Source organism: Paenibacillus sinensis (assembly GCF_019904155.1).
In the GTDB taxonomy this organism is placed as follows: Bacteria; Bacillota; Bacilli; order Paenibacillales; family Paenibacillaceae; genus Paenibacillus_AQ; species Paenibacillus_AQ sinensis.
The window spans coordinates 1-26,411 of sequence record NZ_JAHCMB010000210.1; the positions used below are offsets into that span (position 1 = coordinate 1).

The window sequence follows — 26,411 nt, forward strand, 5'->3', positions numbered from 1 at the left end:
GGCACGCCGCCAGCGTTCGTCCTGAGCCAGGATCAAACTCTCCATTAAAGACGCGACTTCGTCGCGTTGCCCGTTCCGGAATGGGTCGATCTCAGCTGAGCCGATCATTCCGAAACAAGTATAGAAAGAGCTGATTGCTCATTTTGAATCTGACGAGAATTTCTTCTCATTTAATACTCACTCGTTGTTCAGTTTTCAAAGATCAAGCTTCATTTAAGACTTTCAGTGTCGCTTGTGTTCCTCAGCAGCAACTCTTATATCTTACCACAACCAAGTGATCAACGCAATCTTTTTTTATTTCTTTTTGAATCAGCAGCTCGTGTTTCTTGGCCGGAATTAGAATATACCATATCAATCTAGCAGATAGCAAGAACTTTTTTAGAACAATAAAAAAAATACAGCAGCAATGTTCAATCCGGACGATAACCGAACTCCTTGAAGAAACGTTCTGCAAGCCTCGTATAGTATTCCGCGCTGACCTTATGCCGGGCTCCCCGGAGGATTTCTTTCATATAATGAGCTGGAGGCGCTATTTCTTCCTCTTTATCCGCCACAACAAAGCACACCGCATCGACGATGCTGCCATCCATCTGTACAGGCACAACGACCGGACGATAAATCCCTTCTTCCACACCTTCTCTCTGATACAAGTATCCTTCCAGACATTCTTCGGGGATACGATACAGTACGCCCTCGACAGCTCCTCCCGCCTCTACGATATCGGCCCGGCTGCCATCCGCCATCCGGAGCGTAAACTGCAGGCTAAAACCTGGCAGCAGAGCCGTGCCTTCTACAGGCTGAAACCAGCCGGCGCCCCCCGCCCGCTCAATACGTTCCATATCCATACAGCTTCCATAGGCAAAATAGTACAGTTCCTGTTCCTTCCTCAATCTGTACAGCTTCCAGTCTCCGCCGGAAATAAGAGGATAAGCATGAGTCCGCCTGTACACGTAAATCCAAGCCGGAATCTGCCCGCGATCGGTCTGAACCTGTGTCCGGACCCGCTCGTACTCATTGTTGTCCGCACCTGGGCCGTAATAATCCTCCAATTCATCCAGAGCAGCGAGGACCTCATCCGTCACTTCATAGACTTCTCCGGCAACCATCCCGCCGTTAACCTCCAGCAGAGCGGGGTATCCAAGCCCTGTATCGACAATAGCTCCCTCCACCAGGCCAGCATAGCAACAAGGCTGCTGTTCTTGAGCAAGCTGTGGTATTTCTCTCCTTGACGCAGCGTTCCATATACAAAGACAAGCTCCATCTTTCCGCTCCTCCTCTCATTTCGCATACATAGTTACAGGGACATCAGGTAACATTAAGCTTAACTTTTGCCAAAAAAGGAGGCCTATAATGGACAGCACCGGAGAATTCGTGAAGAAGCTGAATGAGAACCAGGAAAAAGCCGAAAAGAACAGAGCCCGCGCCAAAGGCAGCCCCGGCACCAAGACGCAGAACAAGCAGCACAGCACCAATAAATAGAACAACGCCATCCATGATAGATATGCAAAAACGCCCCCCCTTTGACAAGGCAGGGCGCTTTTGTGTTGTGAGTCTGCTGTTGTCGTTCAGGCTTACAGCCAGGAATCATATGTCCCCGAAGCAAGTTCGTTCTCCGAAATAACGGTAAAACCCTCCCGTCTAAGGAGTGCCGCCGTTACACCTTCGCCGGAAATCTTGGTTCCCTCGAACTGTCCGTTATAAATCATGCTACTGCCGCAGGAAGGACTGTTCTCCTTAAGCACAATCAGCTTGGCGCCATGCATGCGGGCCGTCTCCAGCGCCTGGTAAGCGCCGCTGACAAAAGCCTCCGTCACATCATGTCCGGAGCGGTCGATGACCTTGGCATTGCCTTCGAGCACATCTACCCCGGTCCCTCCTACAATCTCGGCAGGCTCGCGGGGAGTCGGACAGCCGCCGAACACCTCCGGACAGACGAGCACCGCCTTCTGATCACGGGCCAGCCTCCGGATTCGCTCGACAATATTATGCGAGCCGTCATAGCGGCATTCCACACCGGCCAGGCAAGAGCTGACGATGATCACGCAGGTATCCCTCCTTTGGCCGAAAGCGCGGCAGAACGTTTCCTTTTCCTATTTGACCGAAGACCACTTACTCTCCAGCCATTTGTCAAAATCGGCGCCTTTATCGCCTTCATAAGTGTCATAGATGTCGATTCTCATCTTCTTCAGCTTCTCTTTGAACTCCTCGTAGGAGTGGTCACGGGGAAGACTCTTCTTGATCCGGAGCAAAATCTTGGATAAGCCCTTGAACAGCTCGGGCTTGTCCTTTGAAGGAGCCTGCACCTGCTCGCCGAACGCAAGCAGCTTGCGGTAAGCGGCTTCCTGAACGGAGTAGACCGGATCATTCTCAGCCAGACGCTTCAGGATGTCGATCACCTGCTTGTGAGGATGCTTGCCTAGTTCCTCCACGGCAGCCAGGCGTGCGCGCCAATCGGCGGAGCGTCCTGCGGCCTTTTTGAGTTCAGCATAATTCTCGGGAAGTCCATCCTCGGCCCCGGTCTGTTCCACTTTGGATTCTTCAGTATTCAAACGGCAAAATTCCCTTCTGTTATCGGCTTGTGATAGGGATATTTTAGCGCATGTGGCAGGGAGAACTCAATGTCCGGTAAAATCTTAATACTTTTCAGAGCTTTCTGCCGCCGTACAATCGCCGTTTGGGGATACGGAATAATTTAAATCGGACAATTTGTTCATCCGAGCCGTAAAGTATTCCCTTAATCCCTCATCCACGCAAAAAATATAACACCCCTTCATCCCTCGGGTCATCAGCGTACGGTAAGTGTTCTTGATAATTTGCCCCGCTTCATTCATTGCCTCATTAGGATTCTGCTTGTATTTTTTCTTAAATCCCGACAATGATTTATCGGTTTTGGCACGTTTGAAGGGATCTGTCACAATCCGTCCCTTCTCGTATCGAATGTCTTCGCCCAGAATAACGCCGACATAATCAAACTCAAGTCCCTGGGATGTATGAATACAACCTACCTGCTCGACCGAATCCGGATCAATTGCCCATGTCGTCGTGTTGTTCAAATTCCAGCTCATAAAAAAATTGTAACGCTCCAGTTGAATATCCTGAACCCCGGGATTGCTCTTTCCCTCCGTTCTCCAATCCCAGCAGTATCCCGCCAGCATTCTTGCTTTGTTATTGATATGATTTGAATATCTCGTCACGAAGCTCATGAGGATTATCAAATACACGAAAATCATAATCCAATTCGAATCCTTCTTTATTAGCAGTCTCCCGGATTTGAAGAACATCCTCCAACCACGACAAATAACCGTCGGAACCGTTGCAGCGAAATTGAGAGGACAGCGTAAGCTCGTGGACATCAGCATTGTGCAGCTCTGCGAAATGTTTAATCTCATCTCTGCTTCCTGCATCCTGCATAGATACTCTCTGATATTCATCTATGAAGAACACCGAAAATTTAGCGGCTCGTATAATCTCCTTGGTCTGATTTTCTCCCTTGTTTCGAAAGAGTCCGGACTTTTCATTAAGTCGGTGGGCTTCATCAACAATCAACGCATCAAACTCGTTAGGCAGTGCTTCATAATATACCCCAGAGCCTTTAAACAAATTGGAAATGAAAGCTTTCTTGTAAGTTTGCTGGAGCTTCTTGATGTAGACTTCTCGCGGAGCACTATTTTTGGTTACATACTGACATATAAGTTCCCGGGAAGTTAAGTGGACCAACAGATTTATACTAACAACGGATTTGCCTGTTCCGGGTCCTCCTTCTACAATCAACACCTGCTTTTTTCCCGTAGCGCTCTTTTCAGCCAGTTCTTTAGCTGTTTCAAACACCACTTTCTGGTCGTCGATCATCATAAACTCTTCATTACCTTCCAGCATGGACGCAAGGGCATCCTGCAAGGATTTGGAGGGCTTGATCTTTCCATGCTCAATCAAATACAGCGATTTCTTTCGATCTGATTTTTTGATATACGTGGATATAAAGCCCCTCAGCTTAAGAGCGTCTCCCTTGGTGAAAACGGGGGCCTCCACGATGTAATTTTGGTAAGAATCATGGATAAGCGGGTCATTATCCCTTTGGATATAATTATGCAAATAGGCACATGGATATAGAGAAATGTCTTCGAGTTGAACAGATTCGTTATAATCCTCAATCAATCTGGCATATGATAAGGCCTGGTAGGAAGGATGCGGACGCCGGACCCTGTGCCTATTGATTACAGTCTCTACCAAACCATCCATAGTGTCCAGCAGGTCCAACGCCGACCATTGTTTCAACTCGATGATGACAACCGAATACCGATCGGATGCATCCAATCCAGTTATCATAAAATCGATTCTTTTAGTATTAGCCGGAAGCCTGTACTCGATTGCAATTCCCACATCGTCCGGTATTTCGTCTGTATTGAGCACCTTATACATATAATTCATGGAATGGTTCCACGAATTGATTTCGCTTATGGAGACGCCGCCGATTTTCTCAGTAAACTGCGTATGAATTTTAACGGCAATACTGTCCACAGTGACATCATGCATAAACTCTTCCTTGGTTGCCTCATAAATAATCACGGTCTGTCACTCTCCACTACTCGGCTTCGTTATACTTCCGGGACGATCCTTTAAACCGGTCAACCGGATACTTGGCCTCATTCTTCTCGATTTTGTTCAGGATCGTACGCTCGATGGGGATGCCAAGATTATCTGCCAGCAGCACTGCATATATCAGAACGTCAGCCAGTTCATCCTCGATGTTCGTCATATTTTTGGCAATGGCCTGATCGCTGGTCTTCCACTGAAAATTCTCCAGCAGCTCGGCGGCTTCAAGCATCAAGGAAATCGCGAGGTCCTTCGGGTTGTGAAATTGTTTCCAGTCTCTCTCATCACGAAATTGAATAATTTTCTCGATTGTATGCTCCATTATGAATCCTCCCAACCGTAATCCTGCTGCATTTATTATAGATCAATTGATAGTTAACAAGAGGACTTGCCACAAGAAAAAAAGCACAACCCTTAGGATGTGCCTTCGATCACTTATTCGTAACAAAGCATTATTTGGCGATCGTTGTTTGCGCATTTATTTGATCCGTTGCATCCTGCTCAGGAAGCACCTCATTAATCGGGCCGGCGGCGGAGCCGCTTTCCAGCCCCGGTATCATCCGGGACGAAATGAAGGATACGATCGGCACAGTCAGCACCACGCCAAGGCAGCCCGCCAAGCCCTGTGCGGCTTCAATCGTCACCATGCTCATATTGGACAGCTGGGTATACGGAAGCTTGACCGCGTAAAGGACCATCAGCGAAGCTAGAACAGAGCCGGTGAAAGCCAGAAGCAGGGTAGTCGCCATTGTGCCCATAATATCGCGTCCGATATTGATTCCGGATTTATAGAGCTCTTTTTTGGAGAGAAGCGGATTCTTGATATACAGCTCATGGATGGCGGAGGCGATGGTAATGCCCATATCCATAATGGCGCCCAGACAGGACAGCAGAATCCCGGCGAACAGCAGTCCTTTCAGCTGCATGCCGGTCTGGTCTGCCACGACGACAAGCACCTCGACCTGATCGGTGTTGTAGCCGGAGATATGCAGCAGTTCCCCTGCAATATAGGCGATGGAGCCGGACAAAAACACGCCGATGGCCGTTCCGACGATAGCCGCCGAGGTCTTGGAGCTCCAGCCGTTCAGCAGAAGCAGTGTGATTCCCGTAATCAAGGCCGCCGTTAACACGGACGCCAGCACCGGCGAATAGCCTCTATACAGCATGGGGATGAACAGAAAGACGATGCAGGCGAAAGTAAATGCGATGCCGAGGATGGATTTCAGCCCTTTTTTTCCACCGACCCAGAGCAGGAGACCGAAGAGCAGCAGCACCATCGTATATAAAATAGGCGCCCGGTAGTAGCTGTATACACTAACCAGGTAATGCTCGGGGTCCGCCGAATCGATATTGACGATCAGAGTCTGGTCCGGCTTGGCGACCACATTGAGATAGGCGCTCACGTTATTGGTAACGGTGTGAATTTCGCCTTTATGCTTGCCGGTGAGTATTTTTAGCTCCAGCTCCTGCGAGCCGTGCAGCAAATCCCCGCGTTCTTCATCCCGCTGCAGGTCCTCGCGGATCACCTTCAGCACCTTGGCCTTCTCGTACTTCTGGGAAGACGTGGTCCCCTGGTCGTTGTATTTGGGCTCCGGCGCCTGATTGAACAAATAAATCGCCACAGCGATTACAAGCAGCAGAGCCGTCATCAGCAAGGTGTTCTTATTCTTGAGACCGGACATTGCAATCCCTCCAACCCATGATGTTTATACGAAAAACAGCCGCTGCATAAGCCAGACTCCCCCCAGCAAGAGCGCCAGCCCGGAGCACGCAAGCACGGCTCCCCTGGAGAACCGCCAGCGATGCAGCAGAACGAGCAGCGGCAGGAGTACGGCGAGCAGCGCCACCTGAACAGCCTCGATGCCAAGGTTGAAGCTGATCAGCGAGACCGCCAGCTGGCTTTTTGGCAGATTCATTTCCTTCAGAATGTCAGCGAAGCCCATTCCGTGGATCAGGCCGAAGACGAAGGTCAGCACCCATCGGCGGCTGACTTCCTTCCGGACCATATTTTCCACCGCCACAAAACAGATGCTGAGCGCAATCGCCGGCTCTACAATGCTGGAAGGCATATTGATGATTCCGAGAACGGTCAGCGTCAGCGTTATGCTGTGCGCCACGGTGAATGCTGTGATCATGGCCGCGTACTGGCTGAACCTCTGCTTGGCAATGAGCAGGGAGAACAGAAACAGCAGATGATCGTAGCCGGTTAAGATATGAGTCATGCCGAGCTTGAAAAAAGAAACCCAGCCCTGCAATACTTCTCCTGAAGACGATGATCCATTCGATCCATTTGCCCCGTCCGATCCATCACCCGCTCCTCGATCGGCGTCCGCTTCCAAATTCCAGGTCCGATGCGGTCCGGACAACGCCTCGGTCAAGGTGGTCCCGCCTTCATGAACCGTAAGCAGATTCACATAATTGCTGCCGCTTGAATTCATATACAGCCGGTCTGTCAGCGAGACAGCGGCGGAAGAAGGCAGCGCTGGATAATCAGCATGCAGCACCATCTTCAAGCCGCCAGCCTGATGCACTAGCTCCAGGCTCTCTACCTGGCTCCAGGCAAAATCCTGCCCTCCAGACTGAAGGGTCAGATTCTCCCGCAGCATCGACAGCAGCTTGTCCCGGACTTTGGCAAATTCTTCGGCACTAAGACTGCCGTCTTTATCGGTATCCCCTCCGGTCAGCTCCATAACGGAGAGCTGATCCAGCGAATAGGTCATTTTCGTAGTCGACTGAGTCAAATCAAGCGTTGTATAGCCGGCGCTGTAGGCATGCGCCTCCGCTGTATTGCCGGCCGCTGACAGCAAAGCCGCAGCAAATATGAAGCTCAAGCAGCACCGCACCCAAACATTAAGCCGAGTCATGTACGTTCCTCCTCTGGCGATTGCACGCGCAGCGTTTGAATCCCCCGAAATGTTCCGAATATGTAGAATATGTAGAACCGGAATGCCGCTGTTCAGCACGGCATTCCGGTCTATCAAAGGTATGAACGTGTTGCCGTACGATTAAGAATGAAGCAGATTGTAAATGGCGACAGCTGCCTCCGCCCGGGTCGTGACACCGGCCGGCTGGAAGGTGTTGTCTCCGCGGCCGCCGACAAGGCCAAGCGACGAGGCCTGCTTCACATAAGGCAGAGCCCAGGACGAGATGCTGGCGCTATCCTTGAAGGCTGCCGATTGGGCGGCGCTCACCGAGCCATGCAGCTTGGCGTAGCCGCGCATCAGCATGGTGACCATTTCCTCACGGGTAATGTTCGATTTGGCGCCGAAGGATGCAGCGCTGTTTCCCTGAACGATTCCCGCCTTCACGGCCGCTGCCACAGAGTCTGCGTACCAGTCTCCGTTCTTCACATCCTTGAACGCAACTTCACCCTGTTCGGTCAGTCCGAGAGCTCTGACCAGCATGGCCGTGAACTCGGCCCGGGTTACATTGCGCTTCGGTTCGAACGTCGTACTGCTCGTACCAGTCAGAATCTGCTTCGCGACCAGTTCCTGAATAGCCGAAGCGGCCCAGTATCCGGACGGAACGTCTCTGAACTCGCGAGCAGGCGCAGACGTGCTTCCACCAGATGTGCCGCTGGACGCTGCCGGGCTCGTAGGCGCCGGCGTGCTGCTGGCAGACGGAACAGCGCTCGGCGACGGTGAAGGAGACGAGCTTGGCTTAGGAGTACTGGTGCTGCCATTCCCGGCAGCCGGCGTGCTGCTTGCTGAAGCGGACGGGCTTGGGGAAGGCGAAGTGCTAGGTGACGCACTAGGCGACGCACTTGGGGTTGCGCTTGGTGATACACTCGGCGATGCGGTTGGTGCAGGCAGTTCCACAGCAACCTCGGCTGCCCGGTTCTCAATAAGCGATTCGAGGGCACGGTGCTTGTTCTGCGTAGTCAGCAGCGAGCTGGACAACTGAACGCTTGCGGTTCCGGAGTGGGTCTTGTCTGCCAGCTCAAACGTCAGCTTGAGGGCATTCGTATAGTCTCCATACTTCTCGGCCCGGATCGGCTGCGCCAGATCGGCCGTAACGGTAACTTTGCCGTTCTCGTCCTTGTAATCGAAGGAGCCGGTATCCGGGTTCGCGAGTTCTACTTTTTTGAGGGTAAGCTTGCTTGTGTCGTAGGTGAAGGAGGTATCCAGCTTCTGCACGGCATTGGCATTCTTGATCGCGTAGTCATATACAATCGTGGAGTCAGGACTGGTTACTTTGGTCTGATCGGAGTAAATCTTGACCGGCTCGCCGTCTTTGACCAGTCCGTAGGTATCGAGCTTCTCCAGCGTATCCGAACGATAGGTGTCGACGGAGATACTGTTAGGCGTAACATTAATGGTCGAGAAGGTCGGCGTGTGCAGCTGCATTCTGACCTCGGAATAAATCTCCGGCGTAGCCATCAGCTCATAGTACTTGCTTCCGCTCGCCGAGTTGGCGGTCACATAGGTATTCCCTGTAGGGTTCACATCGCGTCCAAGGCTGTCCACAAGCTGTCTGCCCTGGACGTTGTCGCCGTTCATGACATAGGTTCTGACATACGAATGGTCATGGCCCATGAAGATCATGTCCACATCCAGCTTGTCAAAGAACGGGAACAAGTCTGCTCTGAGACCGGTAATTTTCACTTCGGTCGAGTGCGGTCCGGCTCCATAAATGTCATGATGGAACGTTACGATTCTCCATTTGGTATTGGGAACCTTGGCGACGGTCTCTTCCATGAACTGGCCATGCTCGGCCCCGTTCGTATTATTGGTGTTCAGCACCATGAACAGGGTATCGCCGTAGGTATAGTAATAGTCTCCGCTGGCATTGGTGCCTCCGAGCTTCGATTCGTTGGGGACGTTGAAATGATAACCATAATTGACGTTGGTGTCATGATTGCCGACTACCGTTGCAACAGGCAGATTCCGCAGAACATCCGGACTTTCAAAAGCGTCGTATTCAGTCTCGTTAGTACTGTGCTCCACCTGGTCCCCTGCCGACATGATAAAGCTGAAGCCCGGAAAATTGCTTACGGCCTGATTGAGCGTGTTGTTCCAGCCGTATGTATCATTCGTAACCGAGCCGGAAGCACCGATCTGCGGATCACCAACGAACATCAGCGAGTAATTGTACGGATCCTGTGTGGAAAAATCATAGTTCGGACTCCAATGACCGCTAAGGCCATCCCCCACCCGGTACACATACTGCGTCGTGGGTGCAAGTCCGGTTACCTTAACCTTATTGGAGAAATAGACGACATCCGTAACCGTGGCAGCCGGTTCTGCCTCTCCCTTGAATTGCATAATCTTGGACCCGGTCGGAAAGACGCTTCCAGTCATATCCGATCTCTTGACGATCTGTACGACGGTATCCACGGGCTGCTCGGGAGAATACCAGGTCAAGTTAAGCTGCGTTTCGTCAGCTCCCGGATTCAGCGCAATGTCCTTCACGGAATAAGGAACCGCCGCCGTAACCGTTCTTACCGGACTCATCTTGGAGCCAAGCCCTGGCAGCTTCGCGGGCATTACGCTCAGGACCAGCAGCGCGGACAAGCCTATGACGGAGGCTGTGTACAGCCGCCGCCGGTTCTGACTGAACTTCTTCAACATTCCAACACCCCTTAACTCAAATTGGTCATGCTTGTACCAATATAGGTCGGAATTGTTATCGGAAATGGAGAAAAACATCATCTTTGTATAAATATGCAAATCAATCCGATCAACCCGGCCGCTGCCTGAACCGCGGGCAGCGGCCGTCCAAACCTGCGCAAAGGATACAGCAGCAGGCATAGAACAGCGGCGGCGGCGAGGAGCGCAGCGGCCGCCCCGGCGCCGAATCCGGCCCAGGCCGCGGTCTCGACAGGGCGGGCCGCCTGAAGCCCGGACAGCGAGGCGGACAGCCCAAGGCCGTTAATCAGGCCGAACAGCGCGGCTGAGTACGGCAGGTAGATATCCCGGCCCCGCTCGATCAGCAGGAACAACGCGCCGCCGAGCAGGCTCAAGGACAGCAGCGCCCCTGCGGTGTGAGCCGGCAGGCTGACGGCATGAAGTGCCGTTAGTACAAGCGCGGCAACAAGTCCTGCGGCGAATGCACCGGCTGCCGCAAGCCTTCTCGCGATCGACCGGGCTCCGGTCAGCAGAATGCCGAGAAGCAGGAGCGGGATCCAGCTCTGCAGGAGATTGGTTATGCCGAATATCCCGTAATGGACAGCCGCCGATGCAGGCGTCAGACTCCCGGCATGAAGCTCCTTCAGCTCATTGACGATAACGCCTTCCTTATGCAGGCTTCCAAACTGCATGGTGACATAATTGACATGCCACTGATCGCTCTCAAAGATCAGGTTATAGCGCAAATTCAGCTCCTGGGGAGTGCCATGAAACGGGTAGTCCAGCACCGCTTCGGCGAAGGGCTGCGGCTCCCCCTCCTTCTGGATGACCTTCAGGCTGTCCAGCCTGCCTGTCAGCAGGAGCCCGTCCGCCCGCAGCTCCAGGTGCGACAGCATATAATCGGCTACAGCCTCCCGCTTCCCGTTAACAAAGCGATCCAGCACATCGGCTGTTGACAGCCCTATATCCGGATCGCTTGGATCGGCCGCAGCCCGCAGATCGTACATATCAATCTGCAGCACATAGATAATCCGGCTTCCGTCAGCCGAAAGGTCCGAATAAGCCACGCTGTTGTTCCCGTGAGCCGATGTCGTCTGCGCCCCTGCTAGCAGAAGCAGGATACAACAGAGGGCCGCCGGTACAGCGTACCTGATTCTTCTCCGGACTCTCTTCATCTCTTCTACGTCCTCCTGTACGGCCGCCAAGGAGCGGCCTGATTCAAATTACAGCAAGCATAAACCCGGATAGTGCGCGCCATGTAAAATAAAGGGTTTCTTTTCGTAAAAAGTAAGACGAGCTTTGCCTTGCGGATCGGGGCAGAAATGGAGCGACAGCGGGGGACTAGCGGGTCGCAACAAGGCGACAGCGGGGTAGCAGATCATGTCCTCTTACGCGGGGTGATTAGTGCTGTGGCAACGGGGCGACAGCGGGGCAGCAGCCGTATCTCTCTCGCGGGGTGATTGACGCGGAACAATCAACGCGGTGGACGCGAGACAATCAGCGGGATGGCAGCAGGGCGACAAACGGGCGACAGCACGTATCCACCTCTCACGCAGGACGATTAGCGCAGTTTGCGCGAGAAAATCTGCGGGGTGCAACGGGGCGACAGATAGGCAGCCGCCGCATCCCCTCACGCGGGCATCACCGGATGCCGTCCAACACAAACAGCCCGGAACTCATTCCGGGCTGTTGGACCGACCATGGTATGCATTTGGTTATCCCCGCTTAAGTAAAGCTAATGGACTGACGGGCTTAATAGCTCTAGCGCACCTCAACTTTCCCCTTCCGGTAGATCATGGCGCCTATCGCAAAGGCCACGGCACCCCAGAGCGCGAGAATCCCGATGCCGCTCCAGAAGTCCGGGCTGGTAATGCCCGAGCCGTACACCATGCCGTCCCGCATGCCTTCGACGAAGTATGTCAGCGGAATAAAGCGGGTCACCGGCTTAAGCCAATCCGGCAGACTGCTCGTGGCGAAGAAGACGCCGCTGATGAACATCATCAGGAAGCTCGTCAGGTTCGCAACGCCCATATAGGATTCGATCGATTTGCTGAAGGAAGAAATCAGATAGCCGATTGCGTTGAACGCCAGAACGCCGATGAAGAAGGCGATGATGAGCACCGGAATGCTGATTTCGAGACTGGCGCCAAATCCGTACACGCCGATTGCCGTCAGCAGCACGATCTGCACAAGGCTGAGAACGAAGCGGACCAGCATGCCTCCCATTCCGTACAGTCCCATCCGCAGAGGCGTCATGCGCAGACGCTTCAGCAGGCCGGACCTGCGGATTTCCACCATATCCACCATGCCGAACAAGCCGGCTTGGGCCACCGAAAGAGCGATCATTCCCGTCAGCAGGAAATCGGCGCTCCCAAGCTCGCGGTCCGCGCTCGTCACGGAAGAGGTCTGCAGATGATAGGCCGGTTCCACGCCGGCCGCCTTAAAGCTGGCGCTTGTCGTATATTGGTCCAGGATGCCGCGGATCGCCTGGGTCGTCGCACCGCTTGCATTCTCGGCGTTCACCACCAGCTTGATGTCCCCGGTCCCGCTCTCCGGAAGAATAATGGCCGCGTCAACATCCTTCTTCTTCACCCATTCATCGGCTTGAGCCGCGCTTACCGGGTCGGTGGATTTCCATTCGAATACCGGGATTTGCTTAAGTCCGGCAGCCAAGGATTCTCCGGCGCTCCCCGCGGGATTCACAAGCGCGACCTTGGCCTTGAAATCACTGCTGCTTCCGGCCCCGAAGATCACCATGAACAGCACCATCAGAATGACCGGAAAGAACAGATTCCAGAACCAGACGGCCTTCTCGCGGAACATCGTTTTGAGCTGGGCGATGAACAGCTTCCATAACTGTGTGCCTGTACTCATCGGTCAGTCCCTCCATTCCTTGCCCGTGAAGGCGATGAATACGTCCTCCAGGCTCATTTCCCGAATCGATACATGCTGGGTCCGATAGCCTTGCTCCTTCGTGAAGCCGAGCAATACGTACAGCGCCTGTTCCGGCTCCGGCGACCACAGGGTCAGCTTCTCATCTTCCCGTTCCATCCGGAGAATCTCCGGTATGCCTCGAAGCGCTTCCTCCGTCCGTGTAGCGGCCTCCGCCCCCTCCAGAAAGCTGAGGCGCACCTCCCGCTCCCGGGTGAGCCGTCCGATCAGCGCCGCCGGGGTGTCCAGCGTGACAACCCTCCCGGAATCCACGATGCAGACGCGGTCGCTGAGCTTCTCCGCTTCCTCCATATAATGAGTCGTCAAAATAACAGTCTTCCCGATCTCCTTCAGCTGGAGCACAATATCCCAGATGTTCCGCCGGGCCTGGGGGTCCAGCCCGGTTGTCGGCTCGTCCAGAAAGATGATCTCCGGATCGTTGATCATCGCAAGACCGATCGCCAGCCGCTGCCGCTGGCCGCCGGACATCGATTTGACCCGCTTGTTCCGGTGTTCGGTCAGATTGATCATGCCAAGCACCTCTTCAACCGGCTTGCTGCGCGGATAGAATGACGCGAACAGATCCAGATTCTCTTCCGCTGTCAGCAGATCGAACAGCGCGCTCGACTGCGGCTGTACGCCGATCTTCGTCTTGATCTCGCCGGCATTCCGGCTCCAGGACAACCCCGATACGGTAATGGTTCCCGAATCGGGAGGCATAAGACCCTCGATCATCTCCAGCGTCGTTGTCTTGCCCGCCCCGTTCGGACCGATAATGGTGAAGACTTCCCCCCGGTTCACTGTGAAGCTGATATCCTCAACCGCACGCACTTCACCGAATGTCTTCTTTAATTGATTGACTTCAAGCACCGTCAAACGGTATCCCTCCCAAGCTCCGTTTCTCTTGACACAGATCCATTATATGCTAGGCTTCAACGGAACAGGGACGGTCCTTGAACCGATTTTGCCCTAGGTCCCGGGATGTAGGAAACAGACATCCCGGGCGGCCACGATGGACGGAAACGCGAAATGAACGGGATCGCTTGATGTGCGAATGCGCAAGATGAGCGGAAACGCACGATGAGCGGAAACGCGAAAAAAGCCCGATCCGGCCGTGAACCGGCTGAATCGGGCTTAATCATGAAGAAGCGAAAGGTCCGCCCGGATGACGGCCTGTCTTCATACCGTATGCTTCTTTGGCTGCTGCTCGCTGCCGGCCGGAGCCTCTTCCTGCCGGTCAGTCGCCTTCCGCCATGCCCACAGGAACGGGCGCAGAGGAAAATACAAGAAATACAGACTATGCGGCAGCGGAAGGGTCTTGGCATCGGCGGCATAGGGATGCAGAAAGCCGAGGGCATAGACCACCCGCTGCCTGAAAGGCAGAATGGCGGGCTGGTAATGCCTGTAATGCCTGTCCACGTCGGGCGGAAGCGGCGGATGATGGAGATTGACGGTCCGCACGATATAGAACATGGCCAGGTTCGCCAGCAGGACCGCCTTCGGCCGCTGCGTCAGGACCGCGAAGCCCGCGTCAACCGGGACGTTCAGCAGCCCAGCCGCAAGAATCAGCGTCTGGCCTCCCACATCGCTGTAATGATAACGCCGGAGCAGCCCGACCAATCGTCCGGCATCGGGCGCGCGAAGGAGCATCTGCCTGATGTCGAGCAGCCATCTCAGCCTTGACCAGCCATGCCGCGCCCCGTGCGCCGCCAAATACATGAATAAATCCTCATCGCCGAGAAAGTGGACATTCCGCCCCATCGGACCGCTCGTTCTCCGGCGCTTCCACAGCTCGTCGAAGCCCGGCTCTTTCGAAGGGGCCGGATTCATCCGCCAATGGACCTCGGCCGTCAGCATCCGTACAGGATGATGGAAGGTCATGTGATGCTGCCTCCATTTCCAGTCCCCCATGATCGATTCGAATTCTTCTTCCTTGACGTAGCCCTGAGCGACCAGCAGCGCTTCCGCCTTCTCCAGCCCAGTGATCGGCACAACGAAGTCGAGGTCCCGTGACGTGCGCAGCGAGAGGTCGCCGTAGAGCTCCTGGGCCAGAACGGGGCCTTTCAGGAAGATCGCACGGATATCCTCTGCCGCAAGCTCATCCGCCAGTTTCCTCATCTCCGCGCAGAGCTGGAGCATCTGGACGGTGTTGCGGCGGTATTCCGTCTGCAGCACCTGGACGACTTCGGGCGGAACTCCCGGTCCGAGGCGGCTGATTCTCGGGTAGATATATGGAAAGACCCGGTGATGCACGGCAAGCCGGACAAATAACTTCCAGTCCATGCTGGCTGGCACCTCCAGTTCATCCCCTTTGTCCTCGGGTGCCGCGTCCGATTGCAGCAGCTTCAACAGAAGCTTCAGCTCCCCGGATATTCCCTCCTGATTCAAGGCGTAACGCTCAGTCATGGGCTCTCTCCTTCATCGGGTACAGCATATTCATAAGATCGTTCTCAAACAATGATTACCCGTCAGCCTCAAGTTTGAAGAGAGCGTACCACCGGAATCCGTTTTTTGTCAATTGCTTACATTCACTGTGAAGGCCCACTCCGCAGATGTTTCATTCTTGATATATGAAAAAATCCCGCCCGGGCGTTATGCCGGCAGCGGGATTTACTATTTTACACCATGAGATTTCACACCATGATCTTGCAGATATCATTCGTGAATTCTACAGGGTCGCCGACCGGCAGACCTTCGATCAGCAGCGCCTGGTTGTACAGCAGATTCGTGTACAGCGCGAGCTTCTCCTTGTCGTTCTCCGCCGCGTTCTTGAGCGAACCGAAGACCTCGTGATTCACGTTGATTTCCAGCACCTTCTCGGCCTGGACATCGCCGCCGTTCGGCATCGCGCGCAGCGTCTTCTCCATCTCGATCGACAGATCACCCTCTGCGGACAGACATACCGGATGGGACTTCAGGCGCTTGGACGCCTTGACGCTCTTGACCTTGCCGCCGAGAATATCCTTCATCGACTCGAACAGGTCCTTGTTCTCGGTGTCCGCGTTCTCCGCTTCCTTCGTCTCTTCGTCCAGGTCGATGCCGAGGTCGCCGCCGGATACGGAACGGAATTCCTTGTCCTTGTAGCTCATCAGCATCTTGATCGCGAACTCGTCGATATCGTCGGTGAAGTACAGGATCTCATAGCCCTTGTCGGCCACAAGCTCTGTCTGCGGCAGCTTCTCGATCCGTTCGATGGATTCGCCGGAAGCATAGTAAATATACTTCTGGTCCTCCGGCATTCCGGAGACATATTGATCCAGACTGACCAGCTTCTTCTCCTTCGAGGAGTGGAACAGCAGCAGGTCCTGGAGCGTATCCTTGTCCACACCATAATTATTGTAGACGCCGAACTTCAAGCCGCGTCCGAAGGCTTGGTAGAACGTTTCGTATTTCTCGCGCTCGTCCTTCAGCATCGTCTGCAGCGCGCCCTTGATCTTGTTCTTGATGTTCTTGGCGATCAGGCTCAGCTGGCGGTCATGCTGAAGCAGCTCGCGGGAAATGTTCAGCGACAGGTCCTCTGAATCAACCATGCCCTTGACGAAGCTGAAATAGTCGGGCAGCAGATCGCCGCATTTGTTCATGATCAGAACGCCGTTCGAGTACAGCTCCAGGCCTTTCTCATATTCCTTCGTATAGTAATCGAAAGGCGTATTCTCCGGAATGAACAGAATCGCGTTGTAGACAACCGCGCCGTCCGCGCTGATATGAATATGCTTCAGAGGCTTGTCGAAGCCGTACCGCTTCTCCTGGTAGAAGTTCTCGTAGTCTTCATCTGTAAGCTCGCTCTTGTTCTTGCGCCAGATCGGAACCATGCTGTTGACGGTCTGCTCTTCCTGGACCTCTTCGTATTCGTTCTCGGCGCCTTCCTTCGGGATGCTCCGTGTTACATCCATCTTGATCGGATAGCGGATGAAGTCGGAGTATTTCTTGACGATGGAACGCAGACGGTATTCCTCGAGGAATTCGTCGTAGCTGTCCTCTTCCGTGTTGGCTTTGATTTTGAGGATAATATCGCTGCCCACAGCATCCTTATCCGTAGGCTCGATCGTATAGCCGTCGGCTCCTTCGGACTCCCATTTGAAGGCGGTGTCGCTGCCGAGCGCGCGGCTGATGACGGTCACCGTATCCGCTACCATGAAGGCGGAGTAGAAGCCGACGCCGAACTGGCCGATAATGTTGTGCCCGTCCTTCGCCTCATTATCCTTCTTGAAGGCTAGCGAGCCGCTCTTGGCGATTACGCCGAGATTGTTCTCCAGCTCTTCCTGAGTCATGCCGATGCCCGTATCGGTTATCGTCAGGGTACGGTTCTCCTTATCGACGGTAATCTTAATGAAGTAATCCTCTTTGTTAAACGTCAGCGAATCGTCGGTCAGCGCCTTGTAATAGATCTTGTCGATGGCGTCGCTGGAATTGGAAATCAGTTCGCGCAGGAAAATTTCACGCTGGGTGTAGATGGAGTTGATCATCATCTCCAGCAGCCGTTTGGATTCGGCCTGAAATTCTTTCTTGGCCATGAATAGTCTCCTTCCCAATCAATCATTCATTTTCGTATATCGCATATAATTAGCACTCAGCGTCACTGAGTGCTAATCCCTACTTTTATATACCATATCTGGATTTCCAGGTCAATATCCCAAAGTCGAATGCCTGCGGTGTCCTTGGGCGGTTGACAATCATTTTTCAGAATGTTAATTTATACTTATCATTGTTGTTCTTTATTAAGAACATATGTTGCTCCGCTGTTCTTTGCCCGATTGCAGGATTACCTATCCCTAGTTAAGGAGTGGATTAACGAATGAAGACCAAGAGTTTATCCATGGACACTGTCCTGATTCAATGCGAGGGCAATATCGTCAGCGATATGGACGGGGAGAAGGTCATGCTGAGCATCGAGCAGGGCAAATATTTCAACCTGGGACAGGTTGGAGGGGATATTTGGGAGCTGGTCGGAACCCCGCGTTCCGTCAGAGAGATCGTCGATGAGCTTCGCAAGAGCTACGAAATCGACCTGGAAATCTGCGAACAGGACGTCATTCCTTTCCTACAGAACCTTCTGCAGGAAGATTTGATACGCATAGCCGGAGAAAAATAACATGTTCAGAAAAATCAGACGTCTGGCCGGCCTCGATAGAACGACACTTCGCTTCTATATAGAAGCTTTTGTGCTGCTCGGCTGGGCGCGTACACTGCTCTACTACAAATTCTCCAGAGTAGCCCCTCAGCTGGGCAGACGCGGAGAGGAAACGGCGATACAGGCCGATCCGAAGCAGCTCGCTTTTCTGAATCACATTGCCAATTCCATCAATACCATCAGCAGATATACGCCCTGGCAGAGCAAATGTCTGGTCAGAGCCATCGCCGGTATGAAAATGCTGGAACGCCGCGGGATCGACAGCACGCTTTACCTGGGAACGGGCAAGGACGAAGAAGGGAAGCTGATTGCGCATGCCTGGCTGCGCAGCGGCCCCTATTATATTTCCGGCGCTGAAGTCATGGACCGCTTCGTCACGGTCGACAAATTCGCCAAATCCGCTTTGAATAACCGGTAAGCGCCAAGCTGCTTGCTTGTCCGGTTGCGACGGAGGTTAGCTATGATTGGTAAAAAGATACAACAGCTTCGCAAAAAGAAAAACTACTCCCTGACCGAGCTGTCCGAACGGGCCGGAGTAGCCAAATCATACCTGAGCTCGATTGAACGGGGCATTCAGCAGAACCCCTCCATTCAATTCCTGGAGAAGGTTGGAGCCGTTCTCGGCATTCCGGTGGAGGAATTTCTTCAGCCGGAGCAGCGCAGGGGCAGCGCGGAGCAAACCGACCAGGAATGGGATGAACTCGTTCAGGAAGCGATGCGGTCGGGGATCAGCAAGCGGGAGTTCCGCGATTTTCTGGAATACAACAAGTGGAAGATGGAACGGCGCTGAGCTTGACGCTCCCCGTCTCCCGCCGCTCAGAAACCAACATCCAAAGCCGTCTTACGCAGGTTCGCCTCTAAAGACGGCTTTATTTTGTACCCATTTATAGATCGGAGACGACCCGGATGAACAAGCTGAAGAGCCTCTTCAATACCGAAGTGATATCCTGGCTTAAACTCTGTATGAAGGGAAAATGGGGCGCGCTCACCGTCATCATTCTGCTGAACGTCATTCTATCGCTGAGTGGCGCTTCACAGGCCATCGTCTCCAAGCAGGTCATCGACCATGCGGTCAACGACAGCCTGAGGCAGAGTGCGCTGTACGCTGTCGTGTTTGCCCTGATCATGATCGCCCAGCTCGTGCTGTCATCCCTCCTTACCCTGCGAACCGTCAAGCTGAAGGAGGCCATGAACAACGATCTTCAACGGAATTTTATGGACCGTCTGTACAAGACGGAGTGGAAAGCGGTGGGACGGTATCACAGCGGCGACCTGCTGACCCATCTCACCAGCGATGTCACCAGCGTAACCGACGGGCTGATCGCCACGCTTCCCGGCATCCTCTCGCTCGTCGTCCAGTTCGCCGCGGCGTTCTTGACCCTTCTGTATTTTGACAAAACGCTGGCGCTCTTCGCCTTCCTGCTCGGTCCCGTCTCCGTGGTGATCAGCTGGTTCATCGGAAGGAAGCTGAAGAAGATGCAGCACCAGATTCAGGCCGCAGAGAGCCGTTACCGTTCGCTGCTTCATGAGTGCATCCAGAACTTTCTGATCGTCAAAACCTTCGAGCATGAAGACGACAGCCTGCAAAAGGTCCGGGGCGCCCAGCAGAACCGGCTGTTCTGGGTGCTGAAGCGCACCCGCTTCAACGTCGCCGCCGATCTGACGATGGGCACCGGCTACCGGCTCGGGTTCTTTCTCGCCTTCATCTGGGGAGCCTACCGCATCTCCACCGGTGCGGCCAGCTTCGGCATGTTCACCGCCTTCCTCCAGCTGGTGGGGCAAATTCAAGGGCCGCTGGAAGGGCTGGCCCGCTCCTTCCCGATCCTGATCGCCATGGTGACCTCGGCCGAGCGCCTGATCGTCTTCCAGCAGCTGACGCCGGAGAACAAGAAGGACATTCCGCCCATGCCCGCAGACCGGACAGCCGGACTGCGGCTGGATCATGTGGCCTATAGCTATGAGCCGGGCAAGCCGATTCTGACCGATGTCTCGCTGAGCATCCAGCCCGGCGAGCTGATCGCCCTGATCGGAACCTCCGGCGAGGGCAAGACAACGCTGCTGCGCCTGCTGCTCGCGCTGATCAAGCCGCATCACGGCGACATCTCCCTTACCGCCCTTGGCCGGGAGCGCATTGCGCTGTCAGCCGACACCCGGCCCTATTTCTCCTATGTCCCCCAGGGGAACACGTTGTTCTCCGGCACAATCGCGGATAATCTGAAGATCGGCCATCCTTCCGCTACCGAGAAGGAGATGCACGCCGCGCTGGAAGCCGCCTGCGCCCGGAGCTTCGTAGAGAAGCTGCCGGAAGGCATCCATACCGTGATCGGCGAGCATGGCTCAGGGCTGTCCGAAGGCCAGGCCCAGCGCATCGCCATCGCCCGCGCACTGCTGCGGCCCGCGCCGATTCTGCTGCTGGACGAAGCGACCTCGGCGCTCGACATGGACACGGAATGGGCGGTTCTCCAGAACATACGAAGCTTCCAGCCGCGCCGTACCTGCATCGCCATCACCCACCGGCTGTCTGTCTTCGATGTATGCGACCACATTTACAGATTGTCCGAAGGCAGGCTGTACCGGGAGCAGAAGGAGCTGGCTGTCCGCAGCGAGTAGGCAAGGGCAGAGGCCGCAGCCGGGAGCATACGTCCAAGTTGTTTCTCCCCAACAAGCGATCCCGTTGATTCTCCGGCATGAGAAAGGCCGGGCATTCCGCCGCCCCCGAAGGAACGATGCCGAAATGCCCGGCCTGCCGCATTTCAAAAGCCCCGGGCGAAACCGCCGGGGGCTCTTCTGTCCGATGAATGAACTTGAAACTTGACTTAAGAGAAGGAATACCAGGTATGCTTACCGTCGCTGTAGCTTGCATCAGGAACCGTCTTCAATTGAGTTCCGTATTCCGTTCCGCTGACCTTCAGTTCTTTCAATTCCGGTTTTTCCCAAACTTTCATGTATTCCACCTCCTGATAATATAAAACATTGACCATCGCCCTTGCTCTTTTCACGTTGACGTGTGGGCAATATTTGTAAATAAGGATACACGATATTCTGGAAGAAATCAAGAAAATCGATCGTTATAGAGAACAAAATTTCTCTAATTCTGTCTTTTCTGTTTCCTTTTTCTATTTCCCAATCTTCACGTCAATACCGAATTTCTCTCAATCTTTGAGTCATGGCTTGTATTTGCTTGTCAACCGAGAAGCCCTTCTCCGGACGTTCGAGATAAAATACAGGAAGCTGTGCGCCAAGCCGGGAGCAGCGCATGAAATGCTCCTGCCGCTTGCCCATGAATTCGATCAGCTCCGGCCGGTACACATTGCGCATGACAGTCATCAGTTTGTCCGGACCCTTCATCTCCGAAATCCTAACTTCATTACCCGGAGAGGTCGTCAGCTCAAACAGGGCGGCCAGCTTCTGGGGAGTCTTGATGAAGCCGCCTTCCATCGGCACATGGTATTTATCCCGGATTCCCGGAATCCGGCTGAAGTCCCCGACGCCGCCGAAGATCCGTTCCGCCGTATCCCGCCACAGCTTCTGACGGGGAAATGCCGGGAGAATCCGGAATGCGCCATCCGCATCCTCCCGCAGTGCTGCCACATCATCGGAGAGAAAGGCGCTGCCCCGTTTGTTCAGCGCTGCGGCCAGCGTGGACTTCCCCGCTCCTGAGAGGCCCGTAATAATAATATGCCGCCCCTCCAGCTCCATAGCACTGCCGTGAATGGGAAGCAGTCCCCGCTGCATGAGCAGCGCGCCCATGCAGGTTCCGAGAATGAACAGCGTATGGGCTTCCGGCTCACAGGCTTCGCTTGGCTCCGCGATGATCTCCCGTCCTCCCGTTACCAGAAAGCTGCCGATATCCTGCACGCGAAAGGCGAAGCCATCCCCGCCGACCATGGTATAGGCATGGGCATTCTCCGGGCCGGGAATCTGGACAGGAACTTTCCCTTCCCGAATCCATACGTCCGGTGCTCCGTCCGCAGGAAGCAGCCCATCCAGATGAAAGGAAGAAGCGATATTGCATCCGAAGGCTTTATATTGAAATTCCAGGTTCTGAACATCCGAATTGCGGTCGTTCATGTCTACCACCTCAGCTGGGAATGTAGTGTTTCGTCTGCCGGGCCATGCGCTCCCGCTTATAACTGTCGACAAACCGGATGAAAATCACGGCAGTCAAAATATAGGTCACCTGATCCTCCTCCACTTCGGCTATATCCTCGCTGACTTCATCCAGAAGCGCACTCAGCTGCCTGGTCTCGAGGTAGCGCTCACTGTCCTCTCTGTCCAAAAGCTTGCGGGCTTCCGCCAGAATGCCCGGCCAGTCCGGAGCAAGCCGGTGTATCCAGTCGGCGCTCTGAAGGCCCTTTGTGATGATATTCAGGCGAATCGGATCAGGCAGTATGCCCTTCATGGCCCGGCGGAGCAAATATCTCTCCTGGCCATGGCGCACGAACTGGCCGGACGGGATCGCCATGCAGAATTCAAAGACGCGCCGGTCTCTGGACGGATCGCGGATCGTAATGCCGTTCGCGAGAGACAGCTTCGTCTCCACCGCGCCGATATGCACAAGCGGGAGCGGGCTCGTTCTGAATTTCAAATCCTCCCGATAGTCGGGATAATGCTGAACCGCTACATTGACTCCGATAGCATCGAGTCTGTTCTCTACCTCCCACTTGCGGGCCAATGAGCGGTTGACCGGCACGCCCCGGAGACGGTCGAAGCCGCGAAGCTGCTTGCGGCTGCGCCACAGTTTCAGGCGGTGAGGGGTTAAGACCGGAATCGCGCTTTTGAACACTTTGGAGACGGGCTCGTTCACGAGACGGCTGAAGCCGAGCAGTTCTCTGGCAGCCGAGAATACCCTCCCCCTCCTCCACAGCGTCATCAAATGAACGGCAAAATTCCCGTACGAGATCGTGTTGTTCCCGCTCTGCCCGTTCAGCATCACCGTACAGTTACGCTCTGCGGCCAGCTTCAGGAAGGAATGATACCAGGTCATGTTCCGGAAAACCTTATAGGGCTGTTCGAAAATGCGGACAAGCTCATCGATGTCGGTTGCGCAGTTCTTCTCCGCGAAGCTGCTGTACGTAATCTCCACGTTGGGATAAGCCCTGGCGATCAAATCCACCTCCGGCGCTTCGTTATAGACCCGCATGCGCAGCGGCTTCTTGTCAAAGTCCGGCACAGGAACAGAAGTGAAGCCGTGCAGCTTCCTGCCCTGCGACTCAAGCAGGGGGGCCGCAACACAGGCGATGGAACCGGAATCCATTCCGCCGCTGAGGAAGATGCCCGTCTCGCCGGAACTGCGCAGGCGGCAGGCTACCGCCTCACTGAAGACCCGGTTGAAGGCCTCTACGTACTCTTCATCCGTAGCGAAGCTGACCGGCTTGATATCCTTCATCGGATTCCAGTATTGGTTCTTCCGAAACTCCCCCGGCCGGACAACGACCGTGTAGGCTGGCGGAAGCTGGTAAATGTCCCGGTACACGGTTTCTTCGGGGTCCGTCTCATGCTGGATGCCGTCGATCGACAGAAAATCCGCGATCCACTTCTCATTCAGCTCCGCCTCCTCGCCGCGCAGCGCAGCCAAGGGCTTCTCAACCGTGCAAAAAGCGAAATAATCCGCGCATCGGGTATAGTAGAGAGTTCTCGAACCCATGGCGTCGCGGGCCAGAAACAGCTCCCGCTGTTCCTTGTCCCACACAGCGAAAGCATAGTCGCCGATCAAATGGTTCGGGCATGTATGCCCCCATTTCTCATACGCTTTCAGAATAAGCGCGCTGTCGGCAACGCCCTGTGCCTCATCCAGCCCGAATAGCTCCAGCAATTCGGCGCGGTTGTCGATAATGGCGTCGGCCGCAAGCATCAGGCTGCCCGCTTCGTTCTCCCCCGGCAGCTCTTCCAGCCTCGATTCGGGGGTATGATGGACAACGCCGCAGCCCAGATGAACGGAGCCGTCGGTCCATTCACCCGTTCCCTGGAAGTTATAGATTTTAAGCTGCCCGAACAGAGCGGCGCCGGCTGAAACGGCCTTCCGATCGCCTCCAAAAACGTATATTCCGCTGATTGCACCCATCTGGCCTACTCCCTCTCTTTTCCCCAATGCATGCTTGGCTGGATCAAAAGGCTTGGTTCCTGTGTCTATTCTCAAAAAAAGTGCCCCGTCAGAACACTGTCATGGGAGCCTCAGAAGTTAGTTAAGCCAAACCGAGGGCCTTCCCGGGTATTTCATAATCCGTTGGCGCGGCTAAGAGCGGCATGCATGTCTAATTTATCATTTTTGCCGTGCTTAATAAAGAACAGCTTTCCACCTGCTTCCAAATATGCCTTCCTCTTCTGCAAAAAAGACCGGAATCTTTCATGGTTTTAGAATCAGGTACTAAGAGTTCGTGCTATAATAGGGGAGCAATACGAATAGCTTGTGCATAGGAGATGGATCAAGTTGGGTAAAGAGCAATGGATCGCGCCGGAGCGCTACAATATGACGTCGGAGATGGAACGCCATCCCGCCGGGAAACTCGCGCTGAAATGGTTAAGCGATAAAGGCGAATATGAGGAGATCACATACGGAGAGCTGCTGAAGCTGGCTGGCCGCCTTGCAGGCGGTCTCGCCGAGCTGGGGCTGCGCCAGGGCGACCGTGTGCTTGTCATGGTCCCCCGCCGCATTATCGCTTATGTTATATACTTGGCCTGCCTGAAGCTCGGGCTGGTCATCATTCCGTCCTCGGAAATGCTGCGGGCGAAGGATCTGTCCTACCGTCTCCGCCACTCCGAGGCGCGGGCCGTCATCAGCTGGTCCGAAGTAACCGGCGAGGTTAACAAGATTGCGGAGGATCTGCCCGCGCTGGACTACCGCCTGTCCGTCACCCCGGACGGCGGTGAAGCAGAATCCGGCTGGACATCGCTGGAGTCGCTGATGGAGGGCCGGGACGGCTCCTATCCGACCGCCGACACCGGCCGGGACGACATGGCAATTCTGGCTTACACCTCCGGTACGACCGGCAATCCGAAAGCTGTGGTGCATACGCACGGCTGGGGGTACGCACATCTGCGCATCACCTCGATGTGGCTTGATATCCGGGCAGAAGATACGGTCTGGGCGACCGCCGCTCCCGGCTGGCAGAAATGGATCTGGAGTCCGTTCCTGTCCGTGCTCGGACATGGCGCCACCGGGTTCGTCTACCACGGTTCCTTCCATCCGCACCGCTATTTGCAGCTCATTCAGGACCGGAATATCCATGTTCTGTGCTGCACGCCGACCGAATACCGGCTGATGGCGAAGATCGACGGACTTGGCCGGTATGACCTGTCCCGCCTCCGCTCCGCCGTCTCTGCCGGGGAGCCGCTGAATCAGGAGGTCATCCATGAATTTCAGCGCATGTTCAGCTTGACGATCCGCGACGGCTACGGCCAGACGGAGAGTACACTGCTTATCGGCACGCTGAAGGATGCCGAAATCCGGCTCGGCTCGATGGGCAAGGCAACCGCCGAGGGCATGATCGAGGTCGTAGATGAGAACGGCGTTCCGCTTCCTCCGGGAGAGATAGGCGACATTGCCGTCCATGTGAACATGCCGGCGCTGTTCCAGACCTACTACAAGGACCCTGAGCGCAAGGCGGCTGCGGTGCACGGCGAGTATTTCATCACCGGTGACCGGGCCGAGAAGGATGAGGACGGCTACTTCTGGTTCGAGGGCCGCGGCGATGATATCATCATCAGCTCGGGCTATACGATCGGCCCGTTCGAGGTGGAGGAAGCGCTGATGAAGCATCCGCTGGTCAAGGAATGCGCCGTCGTTGCCAGCCCCGACGAAATCCGGGGCCATGTGGTCAAGGCTTTCATCGTCCTGAAGGATGGCTGCGAAGGCTCGCCGGAACTGGCCAAGGAACTCCAGGCCCATACCAAGCAGATTACCGCACCGTATAAGTATCCGCGCAAAATCGAGTTCATCTCCGATCTCCCCAAGACGAGCTCCGGCAAGATCCGCCGGGTCGAGCTGCGGGAACGCGAACGGGCAGCCAAGCGATAAGGCCAGTGCTCAGATGAGCTGCGATGAGCTATGATGTGAAAGTTGAAAGACCCCTGCCCGCTTGCATGCGGTGCAGGGGTCTTTTGCTTTTGGCAACGCCAGGCGATCGGCGGCTCCGTCCGGTAAGAGAACAGCCGGTCGGCTGGGCGCCAGGCATGTTACGCGCTTCGCG

The 26,411-nt window shown here is 54.8% G+C and carries 21 protein-coding genes and 1 pseudogene; 6 read left to right on the top strand and 16 right to left on the bottom strand.

Features of this window, described 5'->3' with window-relative positions; genetic code table 11:
• Window positions 1-410 precede the first annotated feature (410 nt).
• Window positions 411-1,244: a gamma-glutamylcyclotransferase gene (locus KIH86_RS25810; RefSeq protein ID WP_322098672.1), complete on the bottom strand. Its 834-nt coding sequence runs from the start codon at window positions 1,242-1,244 to the stop codon at window positions 411-413.
• Between the two features lie 106 nt (window positions 1,245-1,350).
• Between KIH86_RS25810 and KIH86_RS25815 the strand changes: the two genes are divergently transcribed.
• The gene (locus KIH86_RS25815; protein ID WP_223083430.1) at window positions 1,351-1,479 is read left to right on the top strand and encodes a DUF4023 family protein; all 129 of its coding nucleotides are present in this window, start codon (window positions 1,351-1,353) and stop codon (window positions 1,477-1,479) included.
• A 92-nt stretch (window positions 1,480-1,571) separates the two neighbouring features.
• Here KIH86_RS25815 and KIH86_RS25820 read toward each other — a convergent pair whose 3' ends face one another.
• The 12 genes and pseudogenes from KIH86_RS25820 to htpG all read right to left on the bottom strand — a co-directional run bounded on the left by KIH86_RS25820 (window position 1,572) and on the right by htpG (window position 17,605).
• The gene (locus tag KIH86_RS25820; protein WP_223083429.1) at window positions 1,572-2,042 is read right to left on the bottom strand and encodes a DUF523 domain-containing protein; all 471 of its coding nucleotides are present in this window, start codon (window positions 2,040-2,042) and stop codon (window positions 1,572-1,574) included.
• Between the two features lie 48 nt (window positions 2,043-2,090).
• The gene (locus tag KIH86_RS25825; protein WP_235775608.1) at window positions 2,091-2,549 is read right to left on the bottom strand and encodes a HEAT repeat domain-containing protein; all 459 of its coding nucleotides are present in this window, start codon (window positions 2,547-2,549) and stop codon (window positions 2,091-2,093) included.
• 84 nt (window positions 2,550-2,633) lie between these two features.
• A pseudogene (locus tag KIH86_RS30030) lies at window positions 2,634-4,533 on the bottom strand (DNA/RNA helicase domain-containing protein).
• Window positions 4,534-4,582: 49 nt separating this feature from the next.
• On the bottom strand, window positions 4,583-4,918 hold the full coding sequence (locus tag KIH86_RS25835; RefSeq protein ID WP_223083435.1) for a nucleotide pyrophosphohydrolase: 336 nt from the start codon (window positions 4,916-4,918) through the stop codon (window positions 4,583-4,585).
• 127 nt (window positions 4,919-5,045) lie between these two features.
• Entirely contained in the window at window positions 5,046-6,275 is a 1,230-nt protein-coding gene (locus tag KIH86_RS25840) for a YibE/F family protein (protein WP_223083428.1), read from the bottom strand.
• A gap of 24 nt (window positions 6,276-6,299) precedes the next feature.
• Window positions 6,300-7,457, bottom strand: coding sequence for a HupE/UreJ family protein (locus tag KIH86_RS25845; protein WP_223083427.1), 1,158 nt, complete (start codon window positions 7,455-7,457; stop codon window positions 6,300-6,302).
• A gap of 141 nt (window positions 7,458-7,598) precedes the next feature.
• Window positions 7,599-10,160 (bottom strand): S-layer homology domain-containing protein, encoded by a 2,562-nt coding sequence (locus KIH86_RS25850; RefSeq protein ID WP_223110748.1) that lies wholly within the window; start codon window positions 10,158-10,160, stop codon window positions 7,599-7,601.
• An 80-nt stretch (window positions 10,161-10,240) separates the two neighbouring features.
• Entirely contained in the window at window positions 10,241-11,335 is a 1,095-nt protein-coding gene (locus tag KIH86_RS25855; protein WP_223083425.1) for a HupE/UreJ family protein, read from the bottom strand.
• Between the two features lie 586 nt (window positions 11,336-11,921).
• A complete protein-coding gene (locus tag KIH86_RS25860) occupies window positions 11,922-13,034 on the bottom strand; it encodes an ABC transporter permease (protein WP_223083424.1) in 1,113 nt (370 codons plus the stop codon).
• A 3-nt stretch (window positions 13,035-13,037) separates the two neighbouring features.
• Window positions 13,038-13,961, bottom strand: a complete 924-nt coding sequence (locus tag KIH86_RS25865; protein WP_235775609.1) for an ABC transporter ATP-binding protein — start codon at window positions 13,959-13,961, stop codon at window positions 13,038-13,040.
• A gap of 309 nt (window positions 13,962-14,270) precedes the next feature.
• Window positions 14,271-15,497: a nucleotidyltransferase domain-containing protein gene (locus KIH86_RS25870; protein ID WP_223083422.1), complete on the bottom strand. Its 1,227-nt coding sequence runs from the start codon at window positions 15,495-15,497 to the stop codon at window positions 14,271-14,273.
• Between the two features lie 227 nt (window positions 15,498-15,724).
• Window positions 15,725-17,605, bottom strand: coding sequence for a molecular chaperone HtpG (htpG, locus tag KIH86_RS25875; protein ID WP_223083421.1), 1,881 nt, complete (start codon window positions 17,603-17,605; stop codon window positions 15,725-15,727).
• 281 nt (window positions 17,606-17,886) lie between these two features.
• Here htpG and KIH86_RS25880 point away from each other — a divergent pair, with 281 nt between their 5' ends.
• From KIH86_RS25880 to KIH86_RS25895, 4 genes are all read left to right on the top strand, one after another.
• Window positions 17,887-18,183, top strand: coding sequence for a lasso peptide biosynthesis PqqD family chaperone (locus tag KIH86_RS25880; protein ID WP_223083420.1), 297 nt, complete (start codon window positions 17,887-17,889; stop codon window positions 18,181-18,183).
• Window position 18,184: 1 nt separating this feature from the next.
• On the top strand, window positions 18,185-18,640 hold the full coding sequence (locus tag KIH86_RS25885) for a lasso peptide biosynthesis B2 protein (RefSeq protein ID WP_223083419.1): 456 nt from the start codon (window positions 18,185-18,187) through the stop codon (window positions 18,638-18,640).
• A 42-nt stretch (window positions 18,641-18,682) separates the two neighbouring features.
• On the top strand, window positions 18,683-19,012 hold the full coding sequence (locus tag KIH86_RS25890) for a helix-turn-helix domain-containing protein (protein WP_038693925.1): 330 nt from the start codon (window positions 18,683-18,685) through the stop codon (window positions 19,010-19,012).
• Window positions 19,013-19,128: 116 nt separating this feature from the next.
• The gene (locus KIH86_RS25895) at window positions 19,129-20,832 is read left to right on the top strand and encodes an ABC transporter ATP-binding protein (protein ID WP_223083418.1); all 1,704 of its coding nucleotides are present in this window, start codon (window positions 19,129-19,131) and stop codon (window positions 20,830-20,832) included.
• A 206-nt stretch (window positions 20,833-21,038) separates the two neighbouring features.
• On the opposite strand, the gene KIH86_RS29905 is transcribed toward KIH86_RS25895, so the two are convergent.
• The 3 genes from KIH86_RS29905 to KIH86_RS25905 form a co-directional block, all read right to left on the bottom strand.
• Complete coding sequence (locus tag KIH86_RS29905; protein WP_262416423.1) at window positions 21,039-21,167, bottom strand: hypothetical protein; 129 nt, start codon at window positions 21,165-21,167, stop codon at window positions 21,039-21,041.
• 190 nt (window positions 21,168-21,357) lie between these two features.
• Entirely contained in the window at window positions 21,358-22,293 is a 936-nt protein-coding gene (locus KIH86_RS25900; RefSeq protein ID WP_223083417.1) for a hypothetical protein, read from the bottom strand.
• Between the two features lie 10 nt (window positions 22,294-22,303).
• Complete coding sequence (locus tag KIH86_RS25905; RefSeq protein ID WP_223083416.1) at window positions 22,304-24,286, bottom strand: asparagine synthase-related protein; 1,983 nt, start codon at window positions 24,284-24,286, stop codon at window positions 22,304-22,306.
• Window positions 24,287-24,691: 405 nt separating this feature from the next.
• Here KIH86_RS25905 and KIH86_RS25910 point away from each other — a divergent pair, with 405 nt between their 5' ends.
• Entirely contained in the window at window positions 24,692-26,239 is a 1,548-nt protein-coding gene (locus KIH86_RS25910) for an acyl-CoA synthetase (RefSeq protein ID WP_223083434.1), read from the top strand.
• The last annotated feature ends 172 nt before the right edge of the window (window positions 26,240-26,411 follow it).